Origin of the sequence: Microbacterium terregens (assembly GCF_039534975.1) — a bacterium.
Lineage (GTDB): Bacteria > Actinomycetota > Actinomycetes > Actinomycetales > Microbacteriaceae > Microbacterium > Microbacterium terregens.
Window position 1 is genome coordinate 3,256,904 of the sequence record NZ_BAAAWH010000001.1, and the last position, 24,156, is coordinate 3,281,059.

Consider the following 24,156-nt stretch of genomic DNA (forward strand, 5'->3'; position numbering starts at 1 on the left):
GAGTCGGTGCGCCGCGCCGGGGCGACTCCCGTTCAGCGGACGACGGCACCTTCCTGGCGGATGACACTGGGACCCTGCGCCGTCGCCTCGACCAGAAGCTGGGCGGGGAGCTGCTCCTTCATCGCCGCGACATGGCTGATGAGGCCGACGGTGCGCCCTCCCTGGCGGAGTTCGTCGAGGGTGCGCATCGCGAGCTCGAGGGTGTCCTCATCGAGAGATCCGAACCCTTCGTCGATGAACAGCGTGTCGAGGGTGACCCCGCCGGCGCGGGCGGTGACCACCTCGGCGAGCCCCAGTGCGAGGGCGAGCGACGCAAGGAAGGTCTCTCCGCCCGACAGGGATTGGGCGGGCCGGGCCTGACCGGTGTGCGCGTCCATGATCTGCAGGCCGAGTCCGGATGCCGCGCCCCGCGCCGCGCGGGCATCGGAATGCTGCAGCCGGTAACGACCCGAGGACATGTCGTCCAGCCGGAGGTTCGCCGCCTCGACGATCTCCTCGAGCTCGGCGGCGAGCACGAACGACTCCAACGTCATGCGGTGAGTGTTCGGGGCTTTCCCCGCGACCGTGTTGGCCAGGCGCGCGACCACCGCGTGCTCGTCCGACAGGTCGGCGATCTTCGCGTGCGCCGCGGCGGCGCGCTCCAGGAGGTCGCGCAGTCGCGCCACCGTCTGTGCGGCGTGCGCCGCGGCATCCACCGTGGTGCTCCACCGTTCGCGGGCGCCCGCGAGCTCGCCGGCGGTGGCATCCAGATCGATGAGACTCTCGGAAGCACCGGCCAGCTCGAGTTCGAGGTCGCGCAGCCGGTCGCGCTCGGTGCGCAGCGCAGCGTCATGGTCCCGGATGCGTTCGTCCAGGACGGCGCGCGTCGAGGCGTCCCGCAGCGCGTCGGTCGCCTCATCGACGGACGCGAACACGGATGCCGCGACCCGCGTATCGAGATCGGCCGCCGCGTCGCGCGCTGCCGCGTCGCGCACGGCGGCATCGGCGTGGGCGTCGGCGAGCGTCCGGGCGAGCCGGCGACGAGAGGTCGCGTCGGCGATCCGTTCGGCGACCGTGACGAAGCTGCCGCGGGCGGCGTCGACCGCGCGGCGCGCGGACGTCGTCTGCTCGATCAGTGCCGCCAGCGACTCGCGTGCTCCCGCAAGATCGGCGGCCAGGCCGTCGCGCTCCGCGACGGCTGCCGCATCCGTCTCCACGAGCTGCTGCCGTCGCGCAGCGAGCCGGTCCCGGTCTGAGACGGCGGCTTCTGCGGTGTGCACCGCCTTCTCGGCCAGGCCGTGGCCTTCGGCGAGGATCGCGATCTCGGCGCCACCCGCTCGGGCTGCGGCGTCCGCGTGGGCGACCCGTGCGCTGCGGGCGCGGTCGGCGGCGGCCCGCTCGGCGGCGGCCGCGGCATCCTTGACCTCTTCGGCAGTCGCGAGATGCCCATCGGTGACCGGCTCGTCCGTCGCATCCGCCGGGTGCGGGTGCTGGACGGACCCGCACACCGCGCAGGGCTCACCGTCGACCAGTGCCGCGGCGAGCTCGGCCGCATGACCGGCCAATCGCCGTCGCAGCAGGACGGTGACGGCGGATGCCGCGTGCTCGAGCGCGGCGAGCGCGTCCGCGTGGGCGGACTCGGCCTGCCGTTGCGCCGCGGCGAGACGCTCCGCCTCGCGGGCGGCCTCGAGGCGGCTGGTGGCGTCCTGCAGACCGGTCCGTGCGGCATCGAGCGCTGCCGCCGCGGCGGTGTGCACCGCGAGCTCGGCGTCCAGCTCGGCCAGGTGCTCCGGAAGACCCGCGCGCGCGGCATCGATGCGGCCCAGAAGCGCCTCGAACTCCTCGATGCGGGCGCGGGCCGAGGCCAGTGCCCTCTCGCCCTCCTCGAGTCGGCGCTCCTCGGCAGTGGCTGCGGTCGCGACGGCGAGGTCGCCGGTGAGCTCCTCGATCCGCCGGGCCAGGCCCGCGGTGTCGGCACCTTCGCCCGCTGCAGCCCACGCGACCCGCGCGACGTCTTCGGTGTCGGCGGCAGCAGCGGCGGCGAGCCAGGCGCGCGCAGTGGACTCGATCGGTGCACGCAGCGCCTCGGCGGCGGCCGCGCGCGTCAGCGTCTCGCGGTCTGTGACGATGAACGCAGCGCGCTCCTCGAGCGCCGCCAGCGCGGCGCGCGAGCGCGTGCGGTGCTCCTGCTTGTCGCGCATCGACGTGGCCGCGGCGTGCGCGGCTTCGGCGGCACGATGCGCGGCATCGGCGGCGTCCCGCTCTCGTGCAAGGGTGTCGGCGCGGTACGCCAGCCGTTGGATGGCGCGCTCGCCCGCTTCGAAGCGGACGGCGATCGGAGGCACGTCCTCGGCGGCGCCCGGGACGCCGGTGGCGCTCGATGTGCCGCCATCGGTGCCGTCGCCGACGAGCGCGTCGCCGTCGATGAGACGCTCGGCCTCGCCGACCAGCATTGCGACGCCGTCGTCCGCCGCCGCGAGCGCGCGCTCGGCGTCTTTGCGACGCTGCTCCAGCGCATTCTGGTAGTCCTCGTACGTGCGCGTGCCGAAGAGCTTGCGCAGCAGGCGCTGGCGGTCGTCGTTCTTGGCCAGCAGGAACTCCGCGAAGCGCCCCTGGGCGAGGAGGATGACCTGAAGGAACTGCTGCTGGTTGAGCCCCAGGATCTCGTCCAGGTCGCGGGCGACGTCGACCGGGCGGGCGGCGCGGCCGCGCCACGACCCGTCGACGAGCTCGTCGAGCTGCGCGCGGTGCGGTTCGGTCGTCCACCCCGAGCCCCGCTGCTTGGGCCGCTCGTACTCCGGCGAGCGGGTGACCCGCCACCGTTTTCCGGCGGCGCTGAACTCCACGGCCACGCTCGTCGGGTCGTCGGGGGCGCAGTGGTCGCTGCGCAGCCGCTTCTCGGCTCCGTCGTACCGGGGCGCGCCGCCGTACAGCGCGAAGCACACGCCGTCCAGCACGCTCGACTTGCCGGCGCCCGTGCGACCCGCGATGAGGAAGATGCCGTCCGCGGCGAACGCGTCGAAGTCGACGACCTGCCGCTCGCGGAACGGTCCGAACCCCTCCAGCTCGAGCCGGTGCAGCCTCACGCGGACGCCTCGACGAGCGACCGTTCCTCGATCACGTCACGGAGCACGCCGATTTCGCGCTCGGAAGCCCCTTCGCCGTCCCGCACGTGGGTCAGGAAGGCGTCGACCAGTTCCACGTCGTTGCGCGCGGCGCGGACGCGCCGCGAGTAGGTCAGCCCGTCGGGTCCGCGCACGCCTTCGGGCGTGTGCATCACCGTCGCGCAGTAGCCGAAGCGCGCCTGCAGTCGCCGCATCGGGTCGAGCTGGGGCGTGGGGTCGGTGTACTGCGCGCAGACCCAGGCGTCCTCGTGCTCGGTGAAGCGCGCGTCGTTCAGCAACTCGTCCAAGGTGCCGCGCAGCGTCTTCAACCGTCGCGGAACGGGCAGGTCGAGCCAGGCGACGGATGCGAGCCCTGCCGAATCGAGGTCGACCAGCCAGGACCCGCGGGGCTTGTCCGCCTCGCCGAAGCTGTAGTGCAGGGGCGCACCCGCGTATCGCACCCGCTCGGACAGCTGCTGCCGGCCGTGGATGTGACCGAGCGCCACATAGTCGGGACCCTCGAACGCGCCCAGAGGCACCACGTCGAGACTCCCCTGCCGGATCTCCCGCTCCACACCGGGTGTCGCCTCGACGCCCGCGGCGAAGCAGTGGGCGATCGCGACCGACCGGCCGCCCCGACCGGCGTGGTCGGCGCGCACCAGTCCCATGACGTGTGCGATCGTCGCGTGCTGCGAACGAAGCTCGGCCTCCGGCCACAGGTGGCGGACCAGCGCCGGTTCGAGGAATGGGATGCCGTAGAAGTGGACGGGCCCGTGCTCGTCGTCGATCGTGATCGGCGTGCCCGCGGACAACGGGTCGGTCACGACATGGATGCCGTCGCGCAGCAGCCCGGATTGGAATCCGAGCCGCGCCGCCGAGTCGTGGTTGCCGGTTGTGACGATGATGCGGGTGCCTGCTTCCGACAGCGCGCGGAGAGCATCGGAGAGGACGGTGTAGCAGGCAGCCGCCGGTGCGGCCGAGTCGAAGACATCCCCCGCGATGATCACCACGTCGACGTCGTTCTCGCGGACCTGCGCGGCGAGGGTGTCGAGCACGCCCCGCAGCGCATCGAGCGTGGCGTGGCCGTGGAACGACCGCCCGATGTGCCAGTCCGAGGTGTGCAGGATGCGCATGCTCACACGCTACGTGCGCCGTGCGACATCACCGTCGAGGCGTGCGGAGGGTTCGCTCCTCGCGAAGCCTCAGCGTTCCTTCTTGCGTCGCCGCGAACTCAGATCGATGACCGAGATGACGAATGCCAGCGCGATGAAGACCGCGACAGCGGTCATGCCGTACGCGTAGGCGTCGTGGTACACCTCCAGCTCACTGGCGGTGCCGCCCTCCTCGCGATAGATGGTCGCGTAGAACAGCGACAGCGCGACGGCGGTGCCGATGGAGGTTCCGATCCGCTGGCCGAGCTGACCGATGGATCCGGCGATGCCCCCCTGCTTGACCGGGATGTCGGCGAGCGTCAGTGTCTGGTTGGGCGAGAGCACCAGCCCGCCCCCCGCGCCGCCGACGACCATGATGCCCGCCATCACCCACACGACCGCGTCCGCGGGCACGAACAGGGCCGCGGCGGCGAGACCGAGGACGGCGACCAGCACCCCGACCAGGCCCCAGACGACGATGGTGCGACCGTATGTGCCGACGAGATTTCCGCCGATCCATGAGAACAGCGCGTTCGCGAGTGCGAATCCGATCGTGACCATACCCGCGAACACCGGCGCCAGCCCCAGGCCGGTCTGCAGGAACAGGGTGGTCAGCAGGAACAGCGCAGGGATCGCGGTGAAGTACGCCGCGATCAGGAACGTTCCGTTGCGGAACGACGAGATCCGGAACAGGCCGAACCGGATCAGGGGCTGCTTGCCGCGCGACTCGTAGTGCCGCTCCCATGCCACGAACGCCCCGGCGAACAGGACGAAGGCCACCAGAAGCCACCACCGCTGCGGATTGTCGTCCGGCGAGCCGGTCGTGAACAGGAACGGCCACATGAGGGAGAGCACGGCCAAGCCGAAGAGGAAGACTCCGAACAGGTCGAACGAGAGCGCCCGGTGCGAGCGGGTCCGGGTTCCGGGCAGGACCCAGACGGCCAGGGCGATCGCGATCAGGCACAGCGGGACGTTCATCCAGAAGATCCAGCGCCAGCCGTCGGTCGGGCCGCCGATCAGGATCAGCAGTCCGCCGAGCGTGGGACCGAATGCGGTGGCGATCCCGACCGTGGCGCCGAAGAGGCCGAACGCGCGCCCGCGCTCCTTGCCCTGGAACAGCTGCTGGATGAGCCCCAGCACCTGTGGCATCTGAATGCCGGCCGCAACGCCCTGCAGGAGCCGGCCGACCAGCAGCATGACGGGACTGATCGCGAGCGCACACACCAGGCTGGTCACCGTGAACAGCGAGAGCCCGACGATGAAGAGCCCGCGACGCGATCGCTGGTCGCCGAGTCGGCCCATGGGCACCAGCACCAGCCCGAACGTCAGCACGTAGCCCGCCACGATGAGCTGCAGCTCGGTCGAGCCGGCGCCGAGCGCGGATTCGATGGACGGCAGCGCGACGTTGACCTTCGACAGGTCGAGGATCGTGATCGCCGCGACGGTGACGCAGACCCAGAACGCGCGCCAGCGCTGCGGCGAGGTCAGTGCGATGTCGGTCGTCGGCGGGTGCGCGCCGCCGACGGGACGGGCCGCGCCGGCCGTGGTCGTCGTCGCCGCCGGGGCGGCCGCGGCGCTCGGAGAGATGGAATCCGACATCGCACCCAGGCTAGTCGGGCGAGCGGATGCCGTCAGCAAGGGTTTTCGGTGAGCGACGCCGATCTGTCGGGTCAGTCCTCCCCGCCGGGTACAGACGGCGACGGCGCTACCCGGATGAGCCGGAACTCGCGCCGGCGCAGCAGGCGGAGGATCGTCGAGCGCAGCGGTCCGTAGGCGGCGAGGCCGTCCGCCGCCGGAAGCGGCTCGACCGACAGGATCCGGTAAGTGCGCCCACGGTGCACGATCTGCCCGCCGCCGCGGACGATGTTCCGGTACCAGTTCACCTGATCGCCGTACGTCAGCTCCGCGACCAGCCCGTTCGACGAGTCGGCCAGGATCACCGGCGTCTCGAACGTCCGGCCGCTCTTGCGGCCGATGTGACGGATGAGAGAGAACGGCCCCCGTCCGCGCTTGGCGAGGCGGACCGCGAGCGGGTTGAGCGTGCGGTTGAGCACGTCCAGATATGCGCTCTTGAAACGCCCCATCATCGCCCTTCCCGAGTCGACGGCCCCGGTGAACCCAGTCTGGCGGCTCTGCCACGGTGGGGACAGCGGTGCCGTACAGATAGCCTCTACCGGTGAGCGACATCGCGTACTTCTCCCACGGGGGAGCGACGCTCGTGGCGGAGACCAGCGTCAGCCGGGCGACGCGAGCCGAGTCCCCCGTCTTCGTGTTGATCCACGGCATCGGCATGGGCCGGAGCGTCTTCGCGGACCTGATCGAACATCTCGACGCTCCGACGATCGCCGTCGATCTGCCCGGATACGGTGAGGCGCCAGAGCCGCCACGCATCCTCACGGTGGAGCGCACCGCCGATCTGGTGGCCGCATACCTGCGCAGCCTCGACCCCGCACGGTTCGTCCTGGTCGGGCACTCGATGGGTGCGCAGGTGGCCGGAGAGGTCGCGGCGCGGCATCCTGACCTGGTCGACCGTGTCGTCCTCATCGGGCCGACGGTCAATGCGCGCGAGCGCACCGCCATGGGTCAGCTGCTGCGGATGGGACAGGACCTGGCGGTGGAGAGTCCCCGCGTGATCGTCGTCGGGGCGCGCGAATACCTTCGCGCCGGACCCCACCTGCGCGGAAAGTTCCAGGCCATGCTGGCGCACCGCCCGGAGCAGACGTATGCGCATATCCGGGCCCGCGTTCTGGTGCTCCGGGGCGAGAACGACTACGTCAGTTCCCGGGACTGGTGCCGGATCGTGGTCGCGTCGCTGCGGCACGCACGACTCGCCGAGGTGCCCGGCCACGGGCACGAGACGATGATCCGGGATGCCGCGCCGGCCGCGACCCTGATCCGGGAGTTCGCGCAACCGGGCTGAGACCTCGCTCGCGCGGAGATCCGGAATCGGCCCGCGGAGCGCGCCGTCGTGCACGGATTCCCGCCCGCGATGCGCCGAATCCTGCCAACCGCGCCGGGCCGAGCAATGTCGGAACCCCTCCGTACGTTGGAGTCATCGGATCCTAGGAGGAATCATGCTCTCGATCGTTCACGCAGCCGAAGCGCAGTTCCATCACGAGGTCGAAATGCGCCAGCGCGAACTCGCACTTCTCGCCTCGATCCGGGAACGGCGCGCCGCGCAGACCGAGCTCGTCGCGCCCCGGGTCGTGGCCGCTGCTCGCCTCACCCCCCGCGAGGAGGCCCGCCGCACCGCGGTACGCGCGGCATGGCCACGGCCGATCGGGATTCACGACAGTCCGGCGACGGTGTGCGCCGTCGCCTGAACCTGAGTCCGGACGTGGGCTGACCGCCGGGTCGCCCACGTCCGGACCCGTGCAGGATCGCCCGCGTCTCCGGCTGGTGCCCCGCGGTAAGCGCGCGTCGGACACCGCGTCAGGCGCGTCGACCCCGCGTTTTCAGACGCCGCCGCCGCCGGAGCGGGGATTGACGTCACCGGCGAGGCGTTGCCGATCCTCGTCGGTCATCTCGATGCCGGAGTCCACGAAGCGCTGGCGCAGCACCTCCGCATAGCGCTCGTCGGTCTCGCCGCCGAGGTCGACGCGCGTCTGCGCGACGATCCCGTCGATCTTCTCCTGCCGCGTGGCCTGATTCTGAGCGAGCACCGGCTCGTCCTGCGTCTCCTCGCCCCGCGGCGCGTCATCCGACCGGTTCACGGCGCCGCCCACGCCCGCATCGCTGCGCTGCTCGGCCGGCGCAGGCTGCACGCCCTCCGTGTCCTTCCGGTCGGGGTGGTTCGCCCCGGGGTTCTCGAACTCGTTCGCCGTGCCCGACATCAGGAGTCGCCCTCGGCGAGGTCGTCGTCCGTGATCAGGTCGGGGTCAGACCCCTGGCCGGCCGCGTCGCCCTCGACGGTGCCCGGCGTGTCCGCCGTGGCGTCGGTGCCGTCGGGCGCATTCGGCGGAAGCCCCGAGTCGCTCAGCGACGGCGAGTCGATCGCATCGACATTGCGGGCAGCCGTCTCGCGGTCGGCGACCTCGCCGCTTTCCCACCCGCCGGGCGGGTCCGCGTTCACGACAGCCTCCGGTAGATATCCATCCGTGCTCATGACGTCTCCTTATCGACGCCTCCTACACTCTCCTGCGGACGCGGATCGTTCCAAGGGGTTGACGCGCACGCACACCCGCGAGTACGCAATCGGCTACGACGCCGCTGTTCCGTCGGTGGCACCTGCCGCCCTCCGGTCTTTGGCGATCGCGCGCCCGATCAGCTGGCCGCCGCTGGTGGTCAGCGCGCGACGCCACGGCAGTACGCCTTCGATCTCGATCTGGATCGACATCGACAGGATGGTCCGGATCACGACGATGATCCCCAAAATCACCGCGTCTTCCAGCGACGGCTTTGAGGTGATCGTGCGGATCAGGTCGGCGGCGACGAGCACTTCCAGCCCGAGGAGGATCGCCGCACCCAGGGTGTTCCGCAGCACGGAGAACGCGGTGCTGCCGCCCTCGCCGCGGCGCAGCGAGCGCCAGCCCAGCGCCAGTGCGATGACGAACCCGACGATCATCGACAACGCGCCGATGGCCTCGAACGTCAGAGCGACGTAGGTGAAGACGGTCTCGAAGTCCACGGGCTCAGTGTAGGTGCGAGTTCAGCGCAACGGGGGTTTGGGGCGGAGCCCCATTGAGAGCTGCGCGTTCAGCGCAACGGGGGTGTGGGGCGGAGCCCCATTGAGAGCTGCGCGTTCAGCGCAACGGGGGTGTGGGGCGGAGCCATTAAGAGCTGCGCGTTCCGCGCAACGGGTGCCTACGCGGTGGCGCGGTGCTGCAGGATGCCGCCGCGCTCGGGGTGCTCCGCGAACCAGTCCGCGACGTACCAGCACACCGGGATCACCTGTCGGTTCTGCTGGCCCTCCAAGAGCGTGACCGCGCGATCGACCAGCTCGCCGGCATAGCCGTGACCTCGGAACCCGGGCACGGTGTAGGCGCGGGTCATCGCGACCGTGCGGCCGTCATCGCGGTAGTCCAGCACGCTGACGAGGTCATCGCCGCGGTGCAGGGTGTAGCGCGAGGCGTCGGGTTCGTGGGTGAAGGTCAGCGAAGTCACGTCGATAGGGTACTTCCGATCACTGGCTCCGGGCGCGTAGGCGCCTGGGCGTTCCCTGGACCCGGCAGAGCACCCGTCGTCGCCAGCTCGCGGAACCACAGGCCGGAATCCTTGACGGTCCGTTCGAGGGTGTCGAAGTCGACGCGGACGATGCCGAACCGCTTGGCATACCCATAGCCCCACTCGAAGTTGTCCAGCAGCGACCACACGAAATAGCCCCGCAGGTCGACCCCTCGCCCGATGGCTCGGTGGGCGGCGGTGAAGTGGCGACGCAGGTAGTCGAGGCGTTCGGGATCGGGCACCGAGCCGTCGGTGGCGACCGTATCGTCGAACGCGGCGCCGTTCTCGGTGATCATGAGCGGCTGGTCCGGGAACTCCGCCGAGATGTTCAGCAAGAGCTCCTCCAGACCCTCGGGGGCGATGTTCCATCCCATCGCGGTGTACGGGCCCGGCTGCTCGACGAATTCGACCGCGCGGTCGCTGCCCGGCCACGCCGTGCCGCCCGCGGTCGTCTTGTGCCCGTCGTTGTGCTGGCGCGGCGAGACGCCGTCCCACATCCGCACGGTCGCGGTGGAGTAATAGTTCACGCCCAGCACGTCGATCGGCTGGTGGATCGAGGCGAGGTCACCGTCCTGCACGAACGACCAATCGGTGACGGATGCCGTGTCCTCCAGCAGGTCCGCCGGATACGCCCCGTGCAGCATGGGTCCGGTGAACGCCCGGTTCGCCAGTGCGTCGATCCGACGCGTCGCCTCGGCCGCGGCATCCCCCAGCCCGCGCAGGACGTGGAAGTTGAGCGTCACGGAGTACTCGGGGGCACCGGTGGAGGTCGCCCGCAGCGCCTGGAGGGCACGGCCGTGCGCGAGGTTCAGGTGGTGGACCGCGGCGAGAGCGGCGGCCGGCTCGTGCCGACCGGGCGCGTGTCCGCCCTGCCCGTATCCGAGGTACGCGGAGCACCAGGGCTCGTTCAGAGTGGTCCAGGTGTGGACGCGGTCGCCCAGTGCCGCGCCCATGATCGCGGCGTAATCCGCGAACGCATCGGCCGTGGCCCGGACCGGCCAGCCGCCGGCGTCCTCGAGCGGCTGCGGCAGATCCCAGTGGTACAGGGTCGCGACGGGCTTGATGCCGCGTTCGAGCAGCCCGTCGACCAGCCGCGAATAGAAGTCGATGCCGGCCTGGTTCACCGCACCGGTACCGGTGGGCTGGATGCGCGGCCACGCGATCGAGAACCGGTACGCGTCCAGCCCCAGGTCCTTCATGAGGTCCAGATCGCTCTCTACCCGATGATAGTGATCGCACGCGATGTCGCCGGTGTCGCCGTTCCACACCTTGCCGGGTGTCTTGCTGAACGTGTCCCAGATCGACGGCCCGCGCCCGTCCTCGGCTGCGGCACCCTCGACCTGGTACGACGCGGTGGCGGAGCCGAAAGTGAATCCGGGAGGAAACACCAGACCGCTGTCCCGATAGTCCGGACTGCCCTCGGTGTGCGTCGTCTTCACGAGACTCACCTTGTCACCTCCGCGAGGTCGACGGCGAACGTCTCCGCTGCGCCTTCGGGTGTCGTGACGGTCACCGTGGCGGTGCCCGTCCCACCCGGGAATACCCGCAATCGCAGGCCGTCGAGGTAGTCGTAGTCGGGGCGGTCGCTGCGCGCACCCCACGGGATGACCGCACCCGGTCGCACATACAGCGGAAGCGAGGTGAACCCGTGCCGCTCGCGTCGCCAGGTGCCGCCGGTGACCTCGTCGCCGGTGAGCAGATGGGTCCAGGTGCCCGCGGGCAGGTAGAACTCCACGTCGCCGTCGGCCGTGAACACCGGCGCGACGAGGATGTCGGCTCCCAGCATGTACTGCCTGTCCAGATGGGCCACCGCCGGGTCGTCGGGGAACTCCAGCTGCATGGGCCGCATGATCGGCGCGCCCTTCTCGGCCGCCTCGAGGCTCGCGGCGAACAGGTACGGCATGAGCCGCATCTTCAGGTGCGTGAAGACACGGGTGACCTCCACCGCTTCCTCGTCGAACGCCCACGGCACGCGGTAGGAGCTGGAGCCGTGGAAGCGGCTGTGCGAGCCGAGCAGGCCGAAGGCGGTCCAGCGTTTGAAGACCGCGGCATCCGGGGTTCCCTCGAAACCGCCGATGTCGTGGCTCCAATGCGCGAACCCGCTCATCGCGAGCGAAAGGCCGCCGCGCAGCGTCTCAGCCATCGACTCGAAGGTCGAGGTGGAATCGCCGCCCCAGTGGACCGGCATCGCCTGGCCGCCGGTGGTCGCCGACCGCGCGAACAGCACCGCTTCGCCGGCGCCCTTCGCCTCGACGAGGACCTCGTGCACGGCCTTGTTGTACAGCTGCGTGTAGAGGTTGTGCATGCGGGACGGGTCGGATCCGTCGAAGTACTCCACCTCGAGCGGGATCCGCTCGCCGAAGTCGGTCTTGAAGCAATCCACTCCCTGATCGACCAGGGCCCGAAGCTTTCCCTGGTACCAGGCGGTCGCGTCCGGGTTCGTGAAATCGACCAGACCCATGCCCGCCTGCCAGAGATCCCACTGCCACACCGCTCCGTCCGGACGTTTCACCAGATACCCGGATGCCGCGGCTTCGGCGAACAGCGGCGATCGCTGCGCGATATACGGGTTGATCCACACGCACACCCGCAGATCCTTCTCGCGGAGCCGAGCGAGCATGCCGTCCGGATCGGGGAACACCCGCGGATCCCACTCGAAGTCGCACCAGTTGAACTCGCGCATCCAGAAGCAGTCGAAGTGGAACACCGACACCGGCAGCTCGCGGCGGGCCATCTCGTCGACGAACGAGGTCACGGTGGCTTCGTCGTAGTCGGTGGTGAACGAGGTCGACAGCCACAGTCCGTACGACCACGCGGGCACGATCGGCGGACGGCCGGTGAGGGCGGTGTAGCGATCGAGGACCTGCTTGGGTGTGGGGCCCGCGATCACGAAATACTCCAGCACCTCACCGGGAACGGAGAACTGGACGCGCTCGACCGCTTCCGACCCGATCTCGTACGACACGTGGCCGGGGTCGTTGACGAGCACCCCGTAGCCCCGGTTCGACAGGTAGAAGGGGATGTTCTTGTACGCCTGCTCGCTGGAGGTGCCGCCGTCGGCGTTCCAGATGTCGACAGACTGCCCGTTCTTCACCAACGGTCCGAAGCGCTCACCCAGCCCGTAGATGAACTCGCCGACACCCAGATCGAGCTGCTCGCGCACGAACGCGTGGGCGCTGGGCGCAGCCGCACCCGTGCGTGCGTTGCCGACGACGCCGTGGCTGAGCTGGGTCTCGTCGGCGACGTTCAGGTACGCCTGGGCTTTGAGACCGCTGCCGGTCACACGCGTGCCGTCGACCTCGAACGAGAGATCCCACGGTGCGCCCGCGGCGATCCTCGCGGTCAGGGCTCCGCTCTCGAGCACTCCCCCGCGGTCTGTGACCGATACCGCGCCCGCTCCGCCGGCGACGGCCCCGGGCAGATCGAACCCGCCGTGCCAGGGCCCCCCGGTGTGATGGGCGACCCGGACGCGCACGACGCCCTCCATCGGCGAGGACAGCGACACGGTCAGCACCGGGCGGTTGAGCACGTCGCCGCGCCTGGCGATGACGGAAGTCGGGGCGGTGATCTGCAGTCCGGCGCCATCGTCTTCGGCATCCATCTGCCAGATGTCGTAGGCCTCTTGCGAGTAGAGCGCGGTGACCCCGGGGCGGAGCTGCCAGAACCCGTCGGTGAACTTCATTACTTGACTGCTCCTGCCGTGATGCCCCGTGTGAGGGTGCGTTGGAAGATGAGGAAGAAGATGAGCGTGGGGATCAGGCCCAGCAGGGCCGACGCGCTGGTGGTGGTGACATCCATCAGGCGGTCGCCCTGCAGCACGCTGATCGCGACGGGCACGGTCTGGTTCGCATTGGAGACCAGGAACGTGAGCGGGATGAGGAACTCGTTCCACGTCCAGATGAAGAAGAAGATCAGCAGGACCGACAGGGTGGGACGGCTGATCGGGAAGATCACGCGCCACAGGATCTGCCAGCGAGTAGCGCCGTCGATCGCGGCGGCCTCGAGAACCTCCTTGGGGAATGTGCCGTAGACGGCCGAGAGCAGATACGTGCCGAAGGCCGCCTGGATGACGGTGAAGATGATGATCACCGACCACACGTTGTTGTACAGCCCGACCGCCTTGAACATGTAGTACAGCGGGTACAGCAGCGCCTCCTGCGGCAGCAGGTTCGCGAGCAGGAACAGCAGGACGATCCAGGACCGGCCCTTGATGCGGCCGATGCCGATCGCGAAGGCGTTCAGTACCGAGATGAGCACCGCGAGCACCGCCACCATGCCGGAGATGAAGATCGAGTTCCAGATCTTCTCGGGGAAGTTGACGCGGTTCCAGAAGTTTGCGATGCCGTCGAAATAGAACGACGTGGGCAGCGACAGCGGTCCGCCGTTGGAGTAGTCCGCGGGGGATTTGAACGAGTTCACGAGGATCAGGTAGAACGGCGCGATGATCAGGATCGCGGCGACGACCACGAATGCGAGCATCAGCCAGTCCACGCCGCGCGGACGCGACATGCCCCCGCGCCGCCGCCGCTGCTTCGTCGGCTTGGTCGGCTTCGTCGGCTTCGTGTCGACGGCGATAGCGGTTCCGGCGACCATCACAGACCCGCCCTTTCCTTGCGCTCCGACGCGTTCTGAGCGCGGATGAACAGAATGGAGACGATCGCGATCACGATCGTGAGGGCCGTCGCGATCGTCGCGCCGTACCCGACCTGCTGTGCCTGGAAGAACTCGGTGTACGCGTAGTAGGCCGGGACGATCGTCGATGTACCGGGACCGCCGCGGGTGAGCACGTAGACCGGGCCGAACACCTTCAGCGCCGCGATCGTGCAGGTCAGGGTGACCACGTAGATCTCGGGCCGGATGATGCTGACCGTGATGGCGCTGAAGCGCTGGAACCAGTTCGCGCCGTCGAGCTCGGCGGCTTCGTAGAGCTCGGGGTCGACTCGCTGCAGCGCCGCCATGAACACGACGACGGGATAGCCGATCTGGATCCAGACCAGGACGACCATGATGCTCGCCAGCGCGGTGTCGGGGCTGCCGAGCCAGTTGTGGGTCAGCGCACCGAGGCCGATGTTCTCGAGGATCTGGTTCAGTGCGCCATCGCCGGGCCGCAGGATCCATCCGATCACGATGCCGGCGATCACCGCAGGCAGGATCTGCGGAAGGTAGTAGGTGGCGCGCAGGAAGCTCGCGAGCTTACCGCCGTACTTGCGCCCGATGACGTCGAACAGCAGGGCGGCGAGGATCAGGCCGACGGTGGTGGGCACGATCACCATCGCGACGATCATCCAGATGCTGTTGCCGAACGACGTCCAGAACTTCGCGTCGCCCATCAGCTCGACCCAGTTGTCCAGCCCGATCCACTCCGGGGGCTTGATCCCGCGCCACTCGGTGAACGTCAGGTAGAAGTTCCAGAACAGCGGAATGATGACGACGATCGTCAGCAGGACGAGGCCGGGGATGAGGTACAGCCAGTAGGCCGCCGCGCTTCCTCGCCCGCGCTGCGGGATCAGTGGCTCCTCGGGGGGCAGTTTCGCTCGCGACGCCTTTGGCGGTCGGACGAAGGGAACAGCGGTCATGGCCGGCTCCTGTGTCATGCGGAAGAGAGAAGGGGGATGCCGCGGCATCCGGAGCGAGCTGGGCGGCCCCGACCTCGATCGGGACGAGGCCGCCCAGGATCAGGCGAGTGTCAGCGGAAGTCCGAGACGTACGACTCGTATTCGTCGCCGAGCGCCTTCTGCACGTCGGCAGACGACTTGGTGCCGTTCACGAGCTCCTGCAGTTCGGCGACGAGCGTGTCGTAGAACGTCGGGGTCGGCCAGTCGGGATAGAACGACAGTCCGTCCTTCTCGTTGACGGCGTTGAACGCCTCGATCAGCTCGAGGCTCTTCGCGTCGGTGATGTCGGCAGTGTCGGCGGCGACGGGCAGGCCGCCGTTGTTGCCGATCAGCGCCTGGATCTCGGGGCGCATCGTGATGTCGATGAACTCGTACGCGAGCTCCTTGTTCGCGGCGCGCTCCGGCACGACCCACAGGTTGCCCGAGGAACCGAGGCTGAGGTCGCTGTCCGGGAACGGGAAGATGCCGAAGTCGAAGTCGGTGATCTCGTTGACGAACCGGCCGTACCACCAGCTGCCCGACACGAAGATCGGGGCGGTGCCGTTGATGAACGAGACGCCCGCGTCTTCGGCCTTGACACCGGACACGTCCGGATCGATGTAGCCCTTGTCGACGTAGTCCAGCAGAGTCTCGGTCGCGTACGTGATCTCTTCGCCCTGCCAGTCGACCGGGTTCTCGTACAGCTGGTAGTCGTTCACGAACTGGCGGTCGGCCTGGCTCAATGCGAGCTGGTACCAGAGCTGACCGAGGGGGTACTCCAGCCCGGCCTCGGCGAGCGGCGTGATGCCCTGCTCGACGAACGCGTCGAGCACCGCGGTGAACTCGTCGTAGGTGGTCGGGATCTCCAGACCTGCCGCGGCGAACGCATCCTTGTTGTAGTAGACGGTGACGAACTCGCCGTAGTTCGGGACGCCGAACCAGGAGCCGGAGCCCATGACGCCATCCTCGTTGTACGTGGCGGTGGTCTGCAGCGCGGGGGCGAGCTTCTCGTCCCAGCCGTACTCACCGACCGCGTCGGTGATGTCCGTGAGCAGCCCCTGGCTCGCGAGCAGGCCGGCGGTGGCGTTGCCCTTGTTGAACTCCATGATGTCGGGGGCTTCGTCGGAGTTGAGGACCTGGCTCGCCGTCGAGCGGATCTGCTCGAAGCTCTTCTCCTCGAACTCGACCGTCGCGCCGGTCTCCTCTTCGAAGACCTTGATCGCTTCGGCCCACGCGATTCCCATGGCGCTGTCCGCGCCCTCGTAGTGCCAGAGCTTCAGGGTGTCGCCGGCTTCTCCGCCGGAGTCGGACGATCCGCCTGAGCAGGCGGCGAGCGCGAGGCCGGCGATCGTCAGCGAACTGACGAGGGCGATTCCCCGCTTGGCGTTTGTTCGGATAGTGCGTGCCATCAGTGGCATTCCTTTCTTGGTGACCGGCAGTGGTCGGGACGGATGATCTGGGTATTGAAGCGCTTCGACGATCGGCGAAGGAAAAGAGCGGTGACGGAGGGGATCAGTGCACCGCCTCCTCGCGGTGGATATCCGAATCCGTGGCGGGGCCCGGCTCGGGCGCGCGGTGGACCGATGCGACCGACCCGTGCGACTCGTAGGTGGGAGGGATGAGCCGAAGTCCCGGTTCCGGACGATCGTCGCCAAGGCTGCGGATCGCCAGCGAGACGGCCAGATCGCAGGACGCCTCCGGCACGAGCGGGATCGAATCGACGGGAGTCGCGAGGGCACCGGTGTCGAACGAGGCGCCCACCGAGACGACCGAGACGTCGCCGGGGACGTTCAGGCCGCGCTCGGCCAGCTCGGCGAGGACGACCGCATGGGCCTCTTCGGTGCAGTGCAGGACGAACGCAGTCGCCCCGGCATCCAGCAGTTGAGAGACCGTGCGCCGTGTCGCGGTGCGGCTCGTTCGCTTGGTGCCCGTGGTTCCGAAGGCGGCCTGGAGGCCTCGTCTCTCTGCCGTGGCCTCGAAGGCGGAACGCACGCGCGGCGGGAAGTTGGACTTCGCGTAACTCACGTCAGGCTGGCCGACCAGTCCGAGCGACGTGTGACCGGCATCCGCGAGCCGATCCACCGCGAGCGCGGCGGCGGCGGCGAAGTCGAGGTCGACGCAGACCAGCCCGTCGGAGTCGTCGGGCACACCGATGAAGATCGTCGGCGTCGAGATGGCCCGGGCGAGCACGACCCGTTCGTCGTCGGGCGCGACGTCGAGGACGAGAATCGCGTCGACCAGCCCGTTCGCGGCCACCCGGCTCATGCCGGCCTTCGCGTCTTCGTCGGTGAGCAGGAGGATGTCATAATCGCTGCGCCGGGCGGCGACCGCGGTCGCGAGGACGAACGCCATGTGTGTCGGCGCGTGCGTGTCTCGACGGAGCGGCTCGGTGAGGGCGAAGATCTGCGTCCGACTGCCCGCGAGCATGCGGGCACCGGCGTTGGGGCTGTAGCCGAGCGTGCGGACCGCTTCTTCGATGCGGCGTCGCGTGGCGGGCGAGATCGGTCGTTTGCCGCTCAGCGCGTACGAGACGGTGCTGATGGACACGCCGGCAGCCGCAGCCACCTCGTTGATCTTCACCATGCCAGCACCATGCCAACTCCGTCGTGTGCATTCGCGAACCGTCTGATCATATGCAGATCATCGAAGCGCTTCGCGGAAACGCTTCGATGGAGATACTAAGCGCAGTTCTGCGAGGAGTGCAAGGGGTTTGGTGGATTGGCCAACATATGACGCGCAGACACTTTGCCGCACCCGACCGCCGTCGGCCCGGAGTCGACTGAGCAATCTGTAACATTCCGTCACGCGCGCCCCGCGTGGAGTGTGCGATTTGACGCACGAGGACGCAGTCGGACATAATCGGGCACATGACTGACAACGCGCGTTCTCTGTCCGCCTGGGAGGCGAACGGGACTGCCGGCATGATGGCCGGCCGCATCGTCATGTGTTGTCGAATGTGTCGCTGACACGGTGACCCCCGCCGGATCCTCCCGCAGCTTCTGAACGCCGCGCAGGATCCCCGAGCATCCACAAGCGCGTCGATCACGCGCACGTCGGACGCCTCGCACCCCAGGCCCGCCATCGGGGCCGATCAGCAGCACAGCCGAACCCGCTCCACGTCGATCACGGCCAGGGTTCCATCGCAAGGACCACATCTCATGTCGAACACCGCTCTCCTCGAACGTCCCGCGGCCGCGCGTCACCTTCGCGCCGTCCCGACGGCCCCGACCGCCGAAGCTCTGGCGCCGGCTCCCGTCGACGCCGCCCCCTCACCGCGGCACCTGCCACCGGGCACCGCGCCGCGCGGCTTCGCCCTCTACGTCGGCATCGATGAGGCGAAGGCCGCGGCATCCGGAGTCTCGCTCGGAGTGCTGGTCGACGCGCTGCGCCGCACCCTCGCCGAACTCGCCCCGGATGCCGAGACCTATGCGACCGTCGCGCTGGCGCCGGTCGGCGCCGGTGGCCGGGACGTCGACGTCGTACGCCTGGCCCTGCACGAGCCGTCCGCGATCGCCCGGACCAAGCAGGACGAGCCCGAGGACGAAGACCGCCTGCACGGTGGAGTCGTCGTGGACATCTCGCGCAAGCGTGTGCTGATCGACGGCGAATCCGCCGCGTTCACCTTCAAGGAGTTCGAGCTGCTGCAGTACCTGGTGCTGCGGGAGGGACGCACGATCGAGCGGACCGAGCTCGTCGGATCGCTCTGGCAGGGCGTCACCGAGGACGAGTCTCCAGGCGAGCGCACGATCGACGTGCACGTGCGGCGTCTGCGGGCCAAGCTCGGCCGGTACGAAGACATCGTGCGGACGGTGCGCGGGGTGGGCTACCGCTTCGACCGCCACGCCGACGTGTCGATCCGCTACGGCCACGGCACCCCCTCGCCCGACCGCTTCTGAGCCACCGGCCGCCTGCGCCCGCGCCGCGCGCCCCGCGCGCCCCGCCCCGCTCCCCTGTCACAACACGCCGACTCGGCGCGCACATTGCGACAGGGGAGCAACACGACGCCCGTCCGCCCCCCCGCTCGCCTGTCGCAACACGCCGATGCGGGGCGCCGGTTGCGACAGGGGAACGACGGATGTCCGGACCCGCCGCGTAACCTGGGCGCATGACGATCGCGGAGGTCCGGCGCGAAACGCGCTCCGACGCCGCGAGACCGTTGGAGACCGAGTACCGGCCGCGGCATCCGCTCGACCTCGGGCGGACCGTGCTGTATCAGCGACACGGTCGCGGGGACCCCACCATGCAGGTCTCGGGGGCAGTGATCTGGCGCACCAGCCGCACCCCCGCGGGCACGGCGACGCTGGCTCTGCGCGAGGTCTCCCCGGGCGTGATCCGCGCGGCGGCGTGGGGCGCCGGCGCCGCCTGGGCGCTCGAGCAGCTTCCCGCGCTCTGCGGGGCTGAGGACGATCCGGGCGACTTCGATGCGGGCCGGCATCCGCTCATCGCGGCGGCGCACCATCGCAACCCCGGCGTACGCATCAGTCGCACCGACCTGTTCTTCGATGCCCTGGCCAGCGCGATCATCGAGCAGAAGGTCACCGGCATGCAGGCGTTCGCCGCCTGGCGGAGCATCGTCACGTGGCACGGCGAGCGGGCACCCGGCCCCACTCCGCGACCGATGTACGCGCCCCCGAGCATCGAGGGTTGGCGTCTGGTGCCGTCCTGGTCGTGGCACCGGGCGGGGCTCGAGCCGCCGCAGGCGCGCACCGTGGTCGAGGCAGCACGGTGCGGCGAGGTGATCGGCCGCACATTCCTGTCCGCGGCCGACGGCGAGGCGCGTGATCGCGTGCTCATCAGCCAGCGCGGGATCGGCCCGTGGACCTCAGCCGAAACCCGGATCCGCGCCGTCGGCGACGCCGATGCGGTGAGCGTCGGGGACTTCCATCTCGCGCACGAAGTCGGCTACGCCCTCTCCGGAACGCGCGTCGACGACGACGGGATGCTGGAGCTGCTCGCCCCTTGGGCAGGCCAGCGCCAGCGCGTGATCCGGCTCATCGGGGCCAGCGGCATCCGGGAGCCGCGCCGCGGCCCGCGACTGCACCCCGAGGATCACCGCGGCCGCTGACGTTCCAGCGCCGAGCGATCGCCCTCCGCCGGACCGCGCACCGACCCATTGCGGATGTCGGGGGCCCCGACGACACTGTGATCTGCCGCGGGCGCGCCCGACGGCATTGCCTCTACCGAACGCCTCGCGCCGCCGAATGGGGTTCCGTGTAAAAGACCCGGCGCACACGCGCCCCAATCCGGGAGTAGACATGCCCACCCTCAACCCGTATCTCTCGTTTCAGAATCAGGCCCGCGCCGCGATGGAGTTCTACCAGAGCGTGTTCGGAGGCGACCTCGAGATCTCGACGTTCGGCTCGTACGAGGGGATGGTGCAGGACCCGAGCGAGAACGACCTCGTCATGCACGCGCAGCTGACCAGCCCCGACGGAATGGTCCTGATGGCTTCGGATACACCCTCGGGTATGCCGTACACGCCGCCGGCGGGCATCTCGGTCTCGGTGAGCGGCGACGATGAGCCGCTGCTCGAGGGGCTCTGGAACGCGCTGGTCGATGGCGGGGCCGTCACGATGCCGTTCGAGGTGCCGCCGTGGGGCGGACGATTCGGAATGCTGCGCGACAAGTTCGGCATCGACTGGATGGTCGCGTACAGCCCGGAGTCCTGACGCCCGGGCCGGATCCTCACCCCCGCGCGACGGTCGTATGCTGAGCGCATGTCTGAACCTCGCAGCGGCTGGCCCAAGGGGCGCGTCCAGTGGCTTCTCGGAACGGTGCTGATCCTCGCCCTCGGCGTGCTGTTCGGCCTCATCTGGGGACAACTCTGGCTCGGCCTCATTCTGGCGTTCGCGTTGTCGATCGGATGGCTCATCGCCTACGAATCGTGGCGCGGTCGACATGTGGGCCTGAACGACCCCGACGACAACGGCGCGCAGCTGTAGCCGGCGGTCACGCCGTGAGAATCGCCGTCGCCGGTGGGACCGGACACGTGGGCACCCATGTGGCGGAGCAGGCGCGCGTGCGCGGGCACGAGGTCATCGTCCTCGCGCGCAGTGCCGGCGTGGACCTCGCGGCGGACGCCGGGCTGACCGAGACGCTGCGGGGTGTGGATGCCGTGATAGACGTGGTGAATGTCACGACGCTGGACGCCGATGAGGCCGTCAGGTTCTTCGAAGCGACCACGCACACGCTGCTGGCAGCGGAACGTGAGGCCGGCGTCGGTCACCATGTCGCTCTGTCGATCGTCGGTGTCGACCGGGCACCCTATGGCTATTACGCCGGCAAGCTGGCCCAGGAGCGTGCGATCGCGCGCGGCGATGTGCCCTGGACGGTTGTTCGCGCCACGCAGTTTCACGAGTTCGCCGAGCAGATCTACGAACGCGCGAAGATCGGCCCGGTCCACGTCGCGCCGATGATGCGCACGCAGCCGATCGCCGCCCGCGAGGTCGCCGCGCACCTCGTCACGCTTGCCGAGGGTGCGCCGGCGGGACGCGCACCAGATCTCGCCGGCCCCCGCGAAGAGCGGCTTGCGGACATGGTGCGGGGTTTCGCCCGCAAGAACGGGTCACGCGCCTGGATTCCCGCCGTCCCGCTGCCCGGCCCGTCCGGGCGCGCCCAGCGCGATGGCTCGCTCCTGCCCGGCCCCGGCGCTCTGCTCGGGACGCAGACGTACGCTGAGTGGCTGACGTCGCTGCCTGCGCAACAGCGACGAAGGCGGTAGCCGCCGCGGCATCCGGAGCCGCCCCGACATTCGGGTCCGCCGCGACCTCGCCGGTCATCGCCTCAACCGAGGCGAGAAGCCGGCACTACATCTCCTCGTGGGTGTCGGGGTCGCCGCCCCAGAGTCGCCCACGCTCAAGCGACGAGATCGCGTCGACCTCGTCGGGAGTGAGCGCGAAGTCGAACACGTCCGCGTTCTCGCGCTGGCGGTCGGCATCCGCAGACATCGGAATGGGCGTGCTGTCCAGTTGGACGTGCCAGCGCAGGACGATCTGCGTAGGTGTCACGCCGTAGATCTCGGAGAGCTCCTGCAGCACCTGCTCGTGCAGAAGCTCGGAGCGTCGGGCCAGCGGACTCCAGCTCTCGGTGCGGATGCCGTGCTCCGCGTGGAACGCCCGCAGTTCGGCCTGCGGGAAGTACGGATGCATCTCGACCTGGTTCACCGCGGGCGTGACGCCGGTCTCGTCCACCAGGCGTGTGAGCATCGCCGGGGTGAAGTTCGAGACGCCGAGCGAGCGGATGAGCCTCTTTTCGCGCATGTCGATCATGGCGCGCCACGTGTCGACGTACTTGTCCACGCGCGGGTTGGGCCAGTGGATCATCGACAGATCTATCCACTCCAGACCGAGGACGGCCAAAGAGACGTTCGTGCTCTCGACGGCCTCGTCGTACCCGTGGCTGCGGCCGGGAATCTTCGTCGTCACCAGCATCTTGCGGCGATCCACGCCGCTGTCGCGCACGGCTTGCCCCACCTCGCGCTCGTTCTCGTAGTTGACTGCGGTGTCAAGCAACCGGTAGCCCGTCTCGATCGCTGAGACGATCGCGGCCACGCCGTCCGGTCCGCGAAGGTTGTATGTTCCGAAGCCGACTTCGGGGAACTCGCTCTTGTCATTCAGTGTCGCGGTGGGGATGTTGAGCATGCTCCCATCCTGCCCAGGACGCGCCGCGCGAACCAGGCCGTGCGCGTGATGCTCTCTCGTCCTGCGCTGAGTCGGCAAGGCTGCACCGGCGTCGCGGATATACGACACAATGACCAGATGCCGCTGAATTCGCCTGATCTGCTGAGGGAGCGCGCGCACTTCAGCCGTGCCGAGTCCCGCGAGCTGGGCAAGAGCCTGCGACGCGTGATCGCCCGCTCCGAGTTGGCGGAACGCCGCCCGCCCCGGCGCGACGCCGTCGCTCACCTCCGCGCGCAGAACGAGACCCGCGTGCCGGACCTCGTTCCGGTTCGGATGGCACGCATGCTCGCGAGCCCGTTCGCCTTCTACCGGGGGACGGCGGGTCTGATGGCGCTGGACCTCGGACGCGACCCGCACTCGGGCATCATGGTGGCGGCGTGCGGGGACGCGCACATCAGCAACTTCGGCTTCTACGCCTCACCCGAACGCCAACTCGTGTTCGACCTGAACGACTTCGACGAGGCGGCCGTCGCGCCGTGGGAGTGGGACGTCAAGCGCCTCCTGACCAGCGTCGTGGTGGGCGGGCGCGAAGCGGGGTACGACGAATCGGACATCCGCCGCATCGCCGCGCGCGCGTTCGCGCAATACGTCTCGCTCCTTCGCCGGCTCGTCGAGCTCAGCCCCGCAGAGCGCTACTTCATGCATCTGAACATCGAGTCCGCCCGGCGGCAGCTCAGCACGGAGGGTCGACGCGTGCTGAAGGCGGCGCTCAGTGCCGCCGAACGCCGCACGTCGGCGCGGGCGATCCATCGCACGACCGAGCGCGATCCGGACGGCAAGCTGCGGTTCGTGGCGAACCCGCCGACGATGGTGCGTTTTCGTCTCGACGACGCGGTACCGGTGGATCCCTCCGAGCACCCCGCATCCATACACGCGCTGTTCGCGCAATATCGCGACACCGTGGGCATCGACATCGACACGGTGCTCGCGCAGTACGAGCCCACCGACCTCGCTCGGCGCGTCGTCGGTGTCGGCAGCGTGGGTACCCGGTGCTACCTCCAACTCCTGCAGGGCGCCGATGAGGACGCGCTCCTGCTCCAGGTGAAGGAGGCAGGTGAATCGGTCCTCGCGCAGTACGGCGGCATCGCGCAGCCCAGTCGCATCACCGCCGGGGTCGCCACCCACGGTCAGGGCTTCCGCGTCGTGGGCATGCAGCGCGTGCTCCAAGCCGTCACAGATCCGTTCGTCGGGCATCTGCGAGCGAACGGCCGCGACTTCTACGTCCGGCAGTTCCACGACATGAAGGGCTCGGTCGAGCTCGATGCCCTCTCGGTGGGCGCCTTCAGCGACTACGTCGCCTCATGCGCCGGCCTCCTCGGCCGCGCGCACGCGCAGAGCCCGACCGCGGGTCAGGTGCTGGGCTACATCGGCCGGTCGGACTCCGCCGCTCGCGCCCTCATCGACTGGTCGGTCGCGTACGCCGACCAGTCGATGAGCGATTTCGAGGCGGCCACGTCAGCGGAGTGGTGACGCCGTCACCGCCAGG

General features: G+C 69.3%; 23 protein-coding genes. 8 read left to right on the forward strand and 15 right to left on the reverse strand.

The features are described from left to right. Positions 1–32: 32 nt before the first annotated feature. The 4 genes from ABD655_RS15225 to ABD655_RS15240 all read right to left on the reverse strand — a co-directional run bounded on the left by ABD655_RS15225 (position 33) and on the right by ABD655_RS15240 (position 6,318). Positions 33–3,065 (reverse strand): AAA family ATPase, encoded by a 3,033-nt coding sequence (locus ABD655_RS15225; RefSeq protein ID WP_344715217.1) that lies wholly within the window; start codon positions 3,063–3,065, stop codon positions 33–35. Continuing rightward, a complete protein-coding gene (locus tag ABD655_RS15230; protein ID WP_344715218.1) occupies positions 3,062–4,216 on the reverse strand; it encodes an exonuclease SbcCD subunit D in 1,155 nt (384 codons plus the stop codon). The genes ABD655_RS15225 and ABD655_RS15230 overlap by 4 nt, the downstream gene beginning before the upstream one ends. Before the next feature lie 69 nt (positions 4,217–4,285). Further along, positions 4,286–5,833: an MFS transporter gene (locus tag ABD655_RS15235; RefSeq protein ID WP_344715220.1), complete on the reverse strand. Its 1,548-nt coding sequence runs from the start codon at positions 5,831–5,833 to the stop codon at positions 4,286–4,288. A gap of 71 nt (positions 5,834–5,904) precedes the next feature. After that, the gene (locus tag ABD655_RS15240; RefSeq protein WP_344715222.1) at positions 5,905–6,318 is read right to left on the reverse strand and encodes a PNPOx family protein; all 414 of its coding nucleotides are present in this window, start codon (positions 6,316–6,318) and stop codon (positions 5,905–5,907) included. 92 nt (positions 6,319–6,410) lie between these two features. On the opposite strand from ABD655_RS15240, the gene ABD655_RS15245 reads away from it, so the two are divergent. After that, positions 6,411–7,154, forward strand: coding sequence for an alpha/beta fold hydrolase (locus ABD655_RS15245; protein ID WP_344715224.1), 744 nt, complete (start codon positions 6,411–6,413; stop codon positions 7,152–7,154). Between the two features lie 154 nt (positions 7,155–7,308). Then, entirely contained in the window at positions 7,309–7,557 is a 249-nt protein-coding gene (locus ABD655_RS15250) for a hypothetical protein (RefSeq protein ID WP_344715226.1), read from the forward strand. Positions 7,558–7,689: 132 nt separating this feature from the next. Here ABD655_RS15250 and ABD655_RS15255 read toward each other — a convergent pair whose 3' ends face one another. The 10 genes from ABD655_RS15255 to ABD655_RS15300 form a co-directional block, all read right to left on the reverse strand. Further along, entirely contained in the window at positions 7,690–8,067 is a 378-nt protein-coding gene (locus ABD655_RS15255; protein WP_344715228.1) for a hypothetical protein, read from the reverse strand. Further along, the gene (locus tag ABD655_RS15260; RefSeq protein WP_344715229.1) at positions 8,067–8,339 is read right to left on the reverse strand and encodes a hypothetical protein; all 273 of its coding nucleotides are present in this window, start codon (positions 8,337–8,339) and stop codon (positions 8,067–8,069) included. The genes ABD655_RS15255 and ABD655_RS15260 overlap by 1 nt, the downstream gene beginning before the upstream one ends. Positions 8,340–8,432: 93 nt before the next feature. Further along, positions 8,433–8,861, reverse strand: coding sequence for a DUF1622 domain-containing protein (locus ABD655_RS15265; RefSeq protein ID WP_344715230.1), 429 nt, complete (start codon positions 8,859–8,861; stop codon positions 8,433–8,435). Positions 8,862–9,037: 176 nt separating this feature from the next. Further along, positions 9,038–9,337, reverse strand: coding sequence for a GNAT family N-acetyltransferase (locus ABD655_RS15270; RefSeq protein ID WP_344715232.1), 300 nt, complete (start codon positions 9,335–9,337; stop codon positions 9,038–9,040). Further along, entirely contained in the window at positions 9,334–10,836 is a 1,503-nt protein-coding gene (locus ABD655_RS15275) for a GH1 family beta-glucosidase (RefSeq protein WP_344715234.1), read from the reverse strand. The genes ABD655_RS15270 and ABD655_RS15275 overlap by 4 nt, the downstream gene beginning before the upstream one ends. A gap of 5 nt (positions 10,837–10,841) precedes the next feature. After that, positions 10,842–13,079, reverse strand: a complete 2,238-nt coding sequence (gene yicI, locus ABD655_RS15280) for an alpha-xylosidase (protein ID WP_344715236.1) — start codon at positions 13,077–13,079, stop codon at positions 10,842–10,844. Beyond that, complete coding sequence (locus ABD655_RS15285) at positions 13,079–13,990, reverse strand: carbohydrate ABC transporter permease (protein ID WP_344715886.1); 912 nt, start codon at positions 13,988–13,990, stop codon at positions 13,079–13,081. Before ABD655_RS15285 ends, yicI begins: the two co-directional genes overlap by 1 nt. Next, on the reverse strand, positions 13,990–14,973 hold the full coding sequence (locus ABD655_RS15290) for a carbohydrate ABC transporter permease (RefSeq protein WP_344715238.1): 984 nt from the start codon (positions 14,971–14,973) through the stop codon (positions 13,990–13,992). Before ABD655_RS15290 ends, ABD655_RS15285 begins: the two co-directional genes overlap by 1 nt. A gap of 110 nt (positions 14,974–15,083) precedes the next feature. After that, positions 15,084–16,400, reverse strand: a complete 1,317-nt coding sequence (locus ABD655_RS15295) for an ABC transporter substrate-binding protein (RefSeq protein ID WP_344715240.1) — start codon at positions 16,398–16,400, stop codon at positions 15,084–15,086. Positions 16,401–16,503: 103 nt separating this feature from the next. Continuing rightward, on the reverse strand, positions 16,504–17,574 hold the full coding sequence (locus tag ABD655_RS15300; protein WP_344715241.1) for a LacI family DNA-binding transcriptional regulator: 1,071 nt from the start codon (positions 17,572–17,574) through the stop codon (positions 16,504–16,506). A gap of 575 nt (positions 17,575–18,149) precedes the next feature. Between ABD655_RS15300 and ABD655_RS15305 the strand changes: the two genes are divergently transcribed. From ABD655_RS15305 to ABD655_RS15325, 5 genes are all read left to right on the forward strand, one after another. Beyond that, entirely contained in the window at positions 18,150–18,887 is a 738-nt protein-coding gene (locus ABD655_RS15305) for a winged helix-turn-helix domain-containing protein (RefSeq protein ID WP_344715242.1), read from the forward strand. A 209-nt stretch (positions 18,888–19,096) separates the two neighbouring features. Beyond that, the gene (locus ABD655_RS15310; RefSeq protein WP_344715244.1) at positions 19,097–20,056 is read left to right on the forward strand and encodes a DNA-3-methyladenine glycosylase family protein; all 960 of its coding nucleotides are present in this window, start codon (positions 19,097–19,099) and stop codon (positions 20,054–20,056) included. A 190-nt stretch (positions 20,057–20,246) separates the two neighbouring features. Beyond that, positions 20,247–20,660 carry a VOC family protein gene (locus tag ABD655_RS15315; protein WP_344715246.1) on the forward strand — a complete coding sequence of 138 codons (414 nt, stop codon included), beginning with the start codon at positions 20,247–20,249 and terminating at the stop codon, positions 20,658–20,660. A 48-nt stretch (positions 20,661–20,708) separates the two neighbouring features. Next, entirely contained in the window at positions 20,709–20,933 is a 225-nt protein-coding gene (locus ABD655_RS15320; protein ID WP_344715248.1) for a hypothetical protein, read from the forward strand. 14 nt (positions 20,934–20,947) lie between these two features. After that, complete coding sequence (locus ABD655_RS15325) at positions 20,948–21,712, forward strand: SDR family oxidoreductase (protein WP_344715249.1); 765 nt, start codon at positions 20,948–20,950, stop codon at positions 21,710–21,712. 85 nt (positions 21,713–21,797) lie between these two features. On the opposite strand, the gene ABD655_RS15330 is transcribed toward ABD655_RS15325, so the two are convergent. Beyond that, a complete protein-coding gene (locus tag ABD655_RS15330) occupies positions 21,798–22,631 on the reverse strand; it encodes an aldo/keto reductase (RefSeq protein WP_344715250.1) in 834 nt (277 codons plus the stop codon). 117 nt (positions 22,632–22,748) lie between these two features. Between ABD655_RS15330 and ABD655_RS15335 the strand changes: the two genes are divergently transcribed. Next, the gene (locus ABD655_RS15335) at positions 22,749–24,140 is read left to right on the forward strand and encodes a DUF2252 domain-containing protein (RefSeq protein WP_344715251.1); all 1,392 of its coding nucleotides are present in this window, start codon (positions 22,749–22,751) and stop codon (positions 24,138–24,140) included. Positions 24,141–24,156 lie beyond the last annotated feature (16 nt).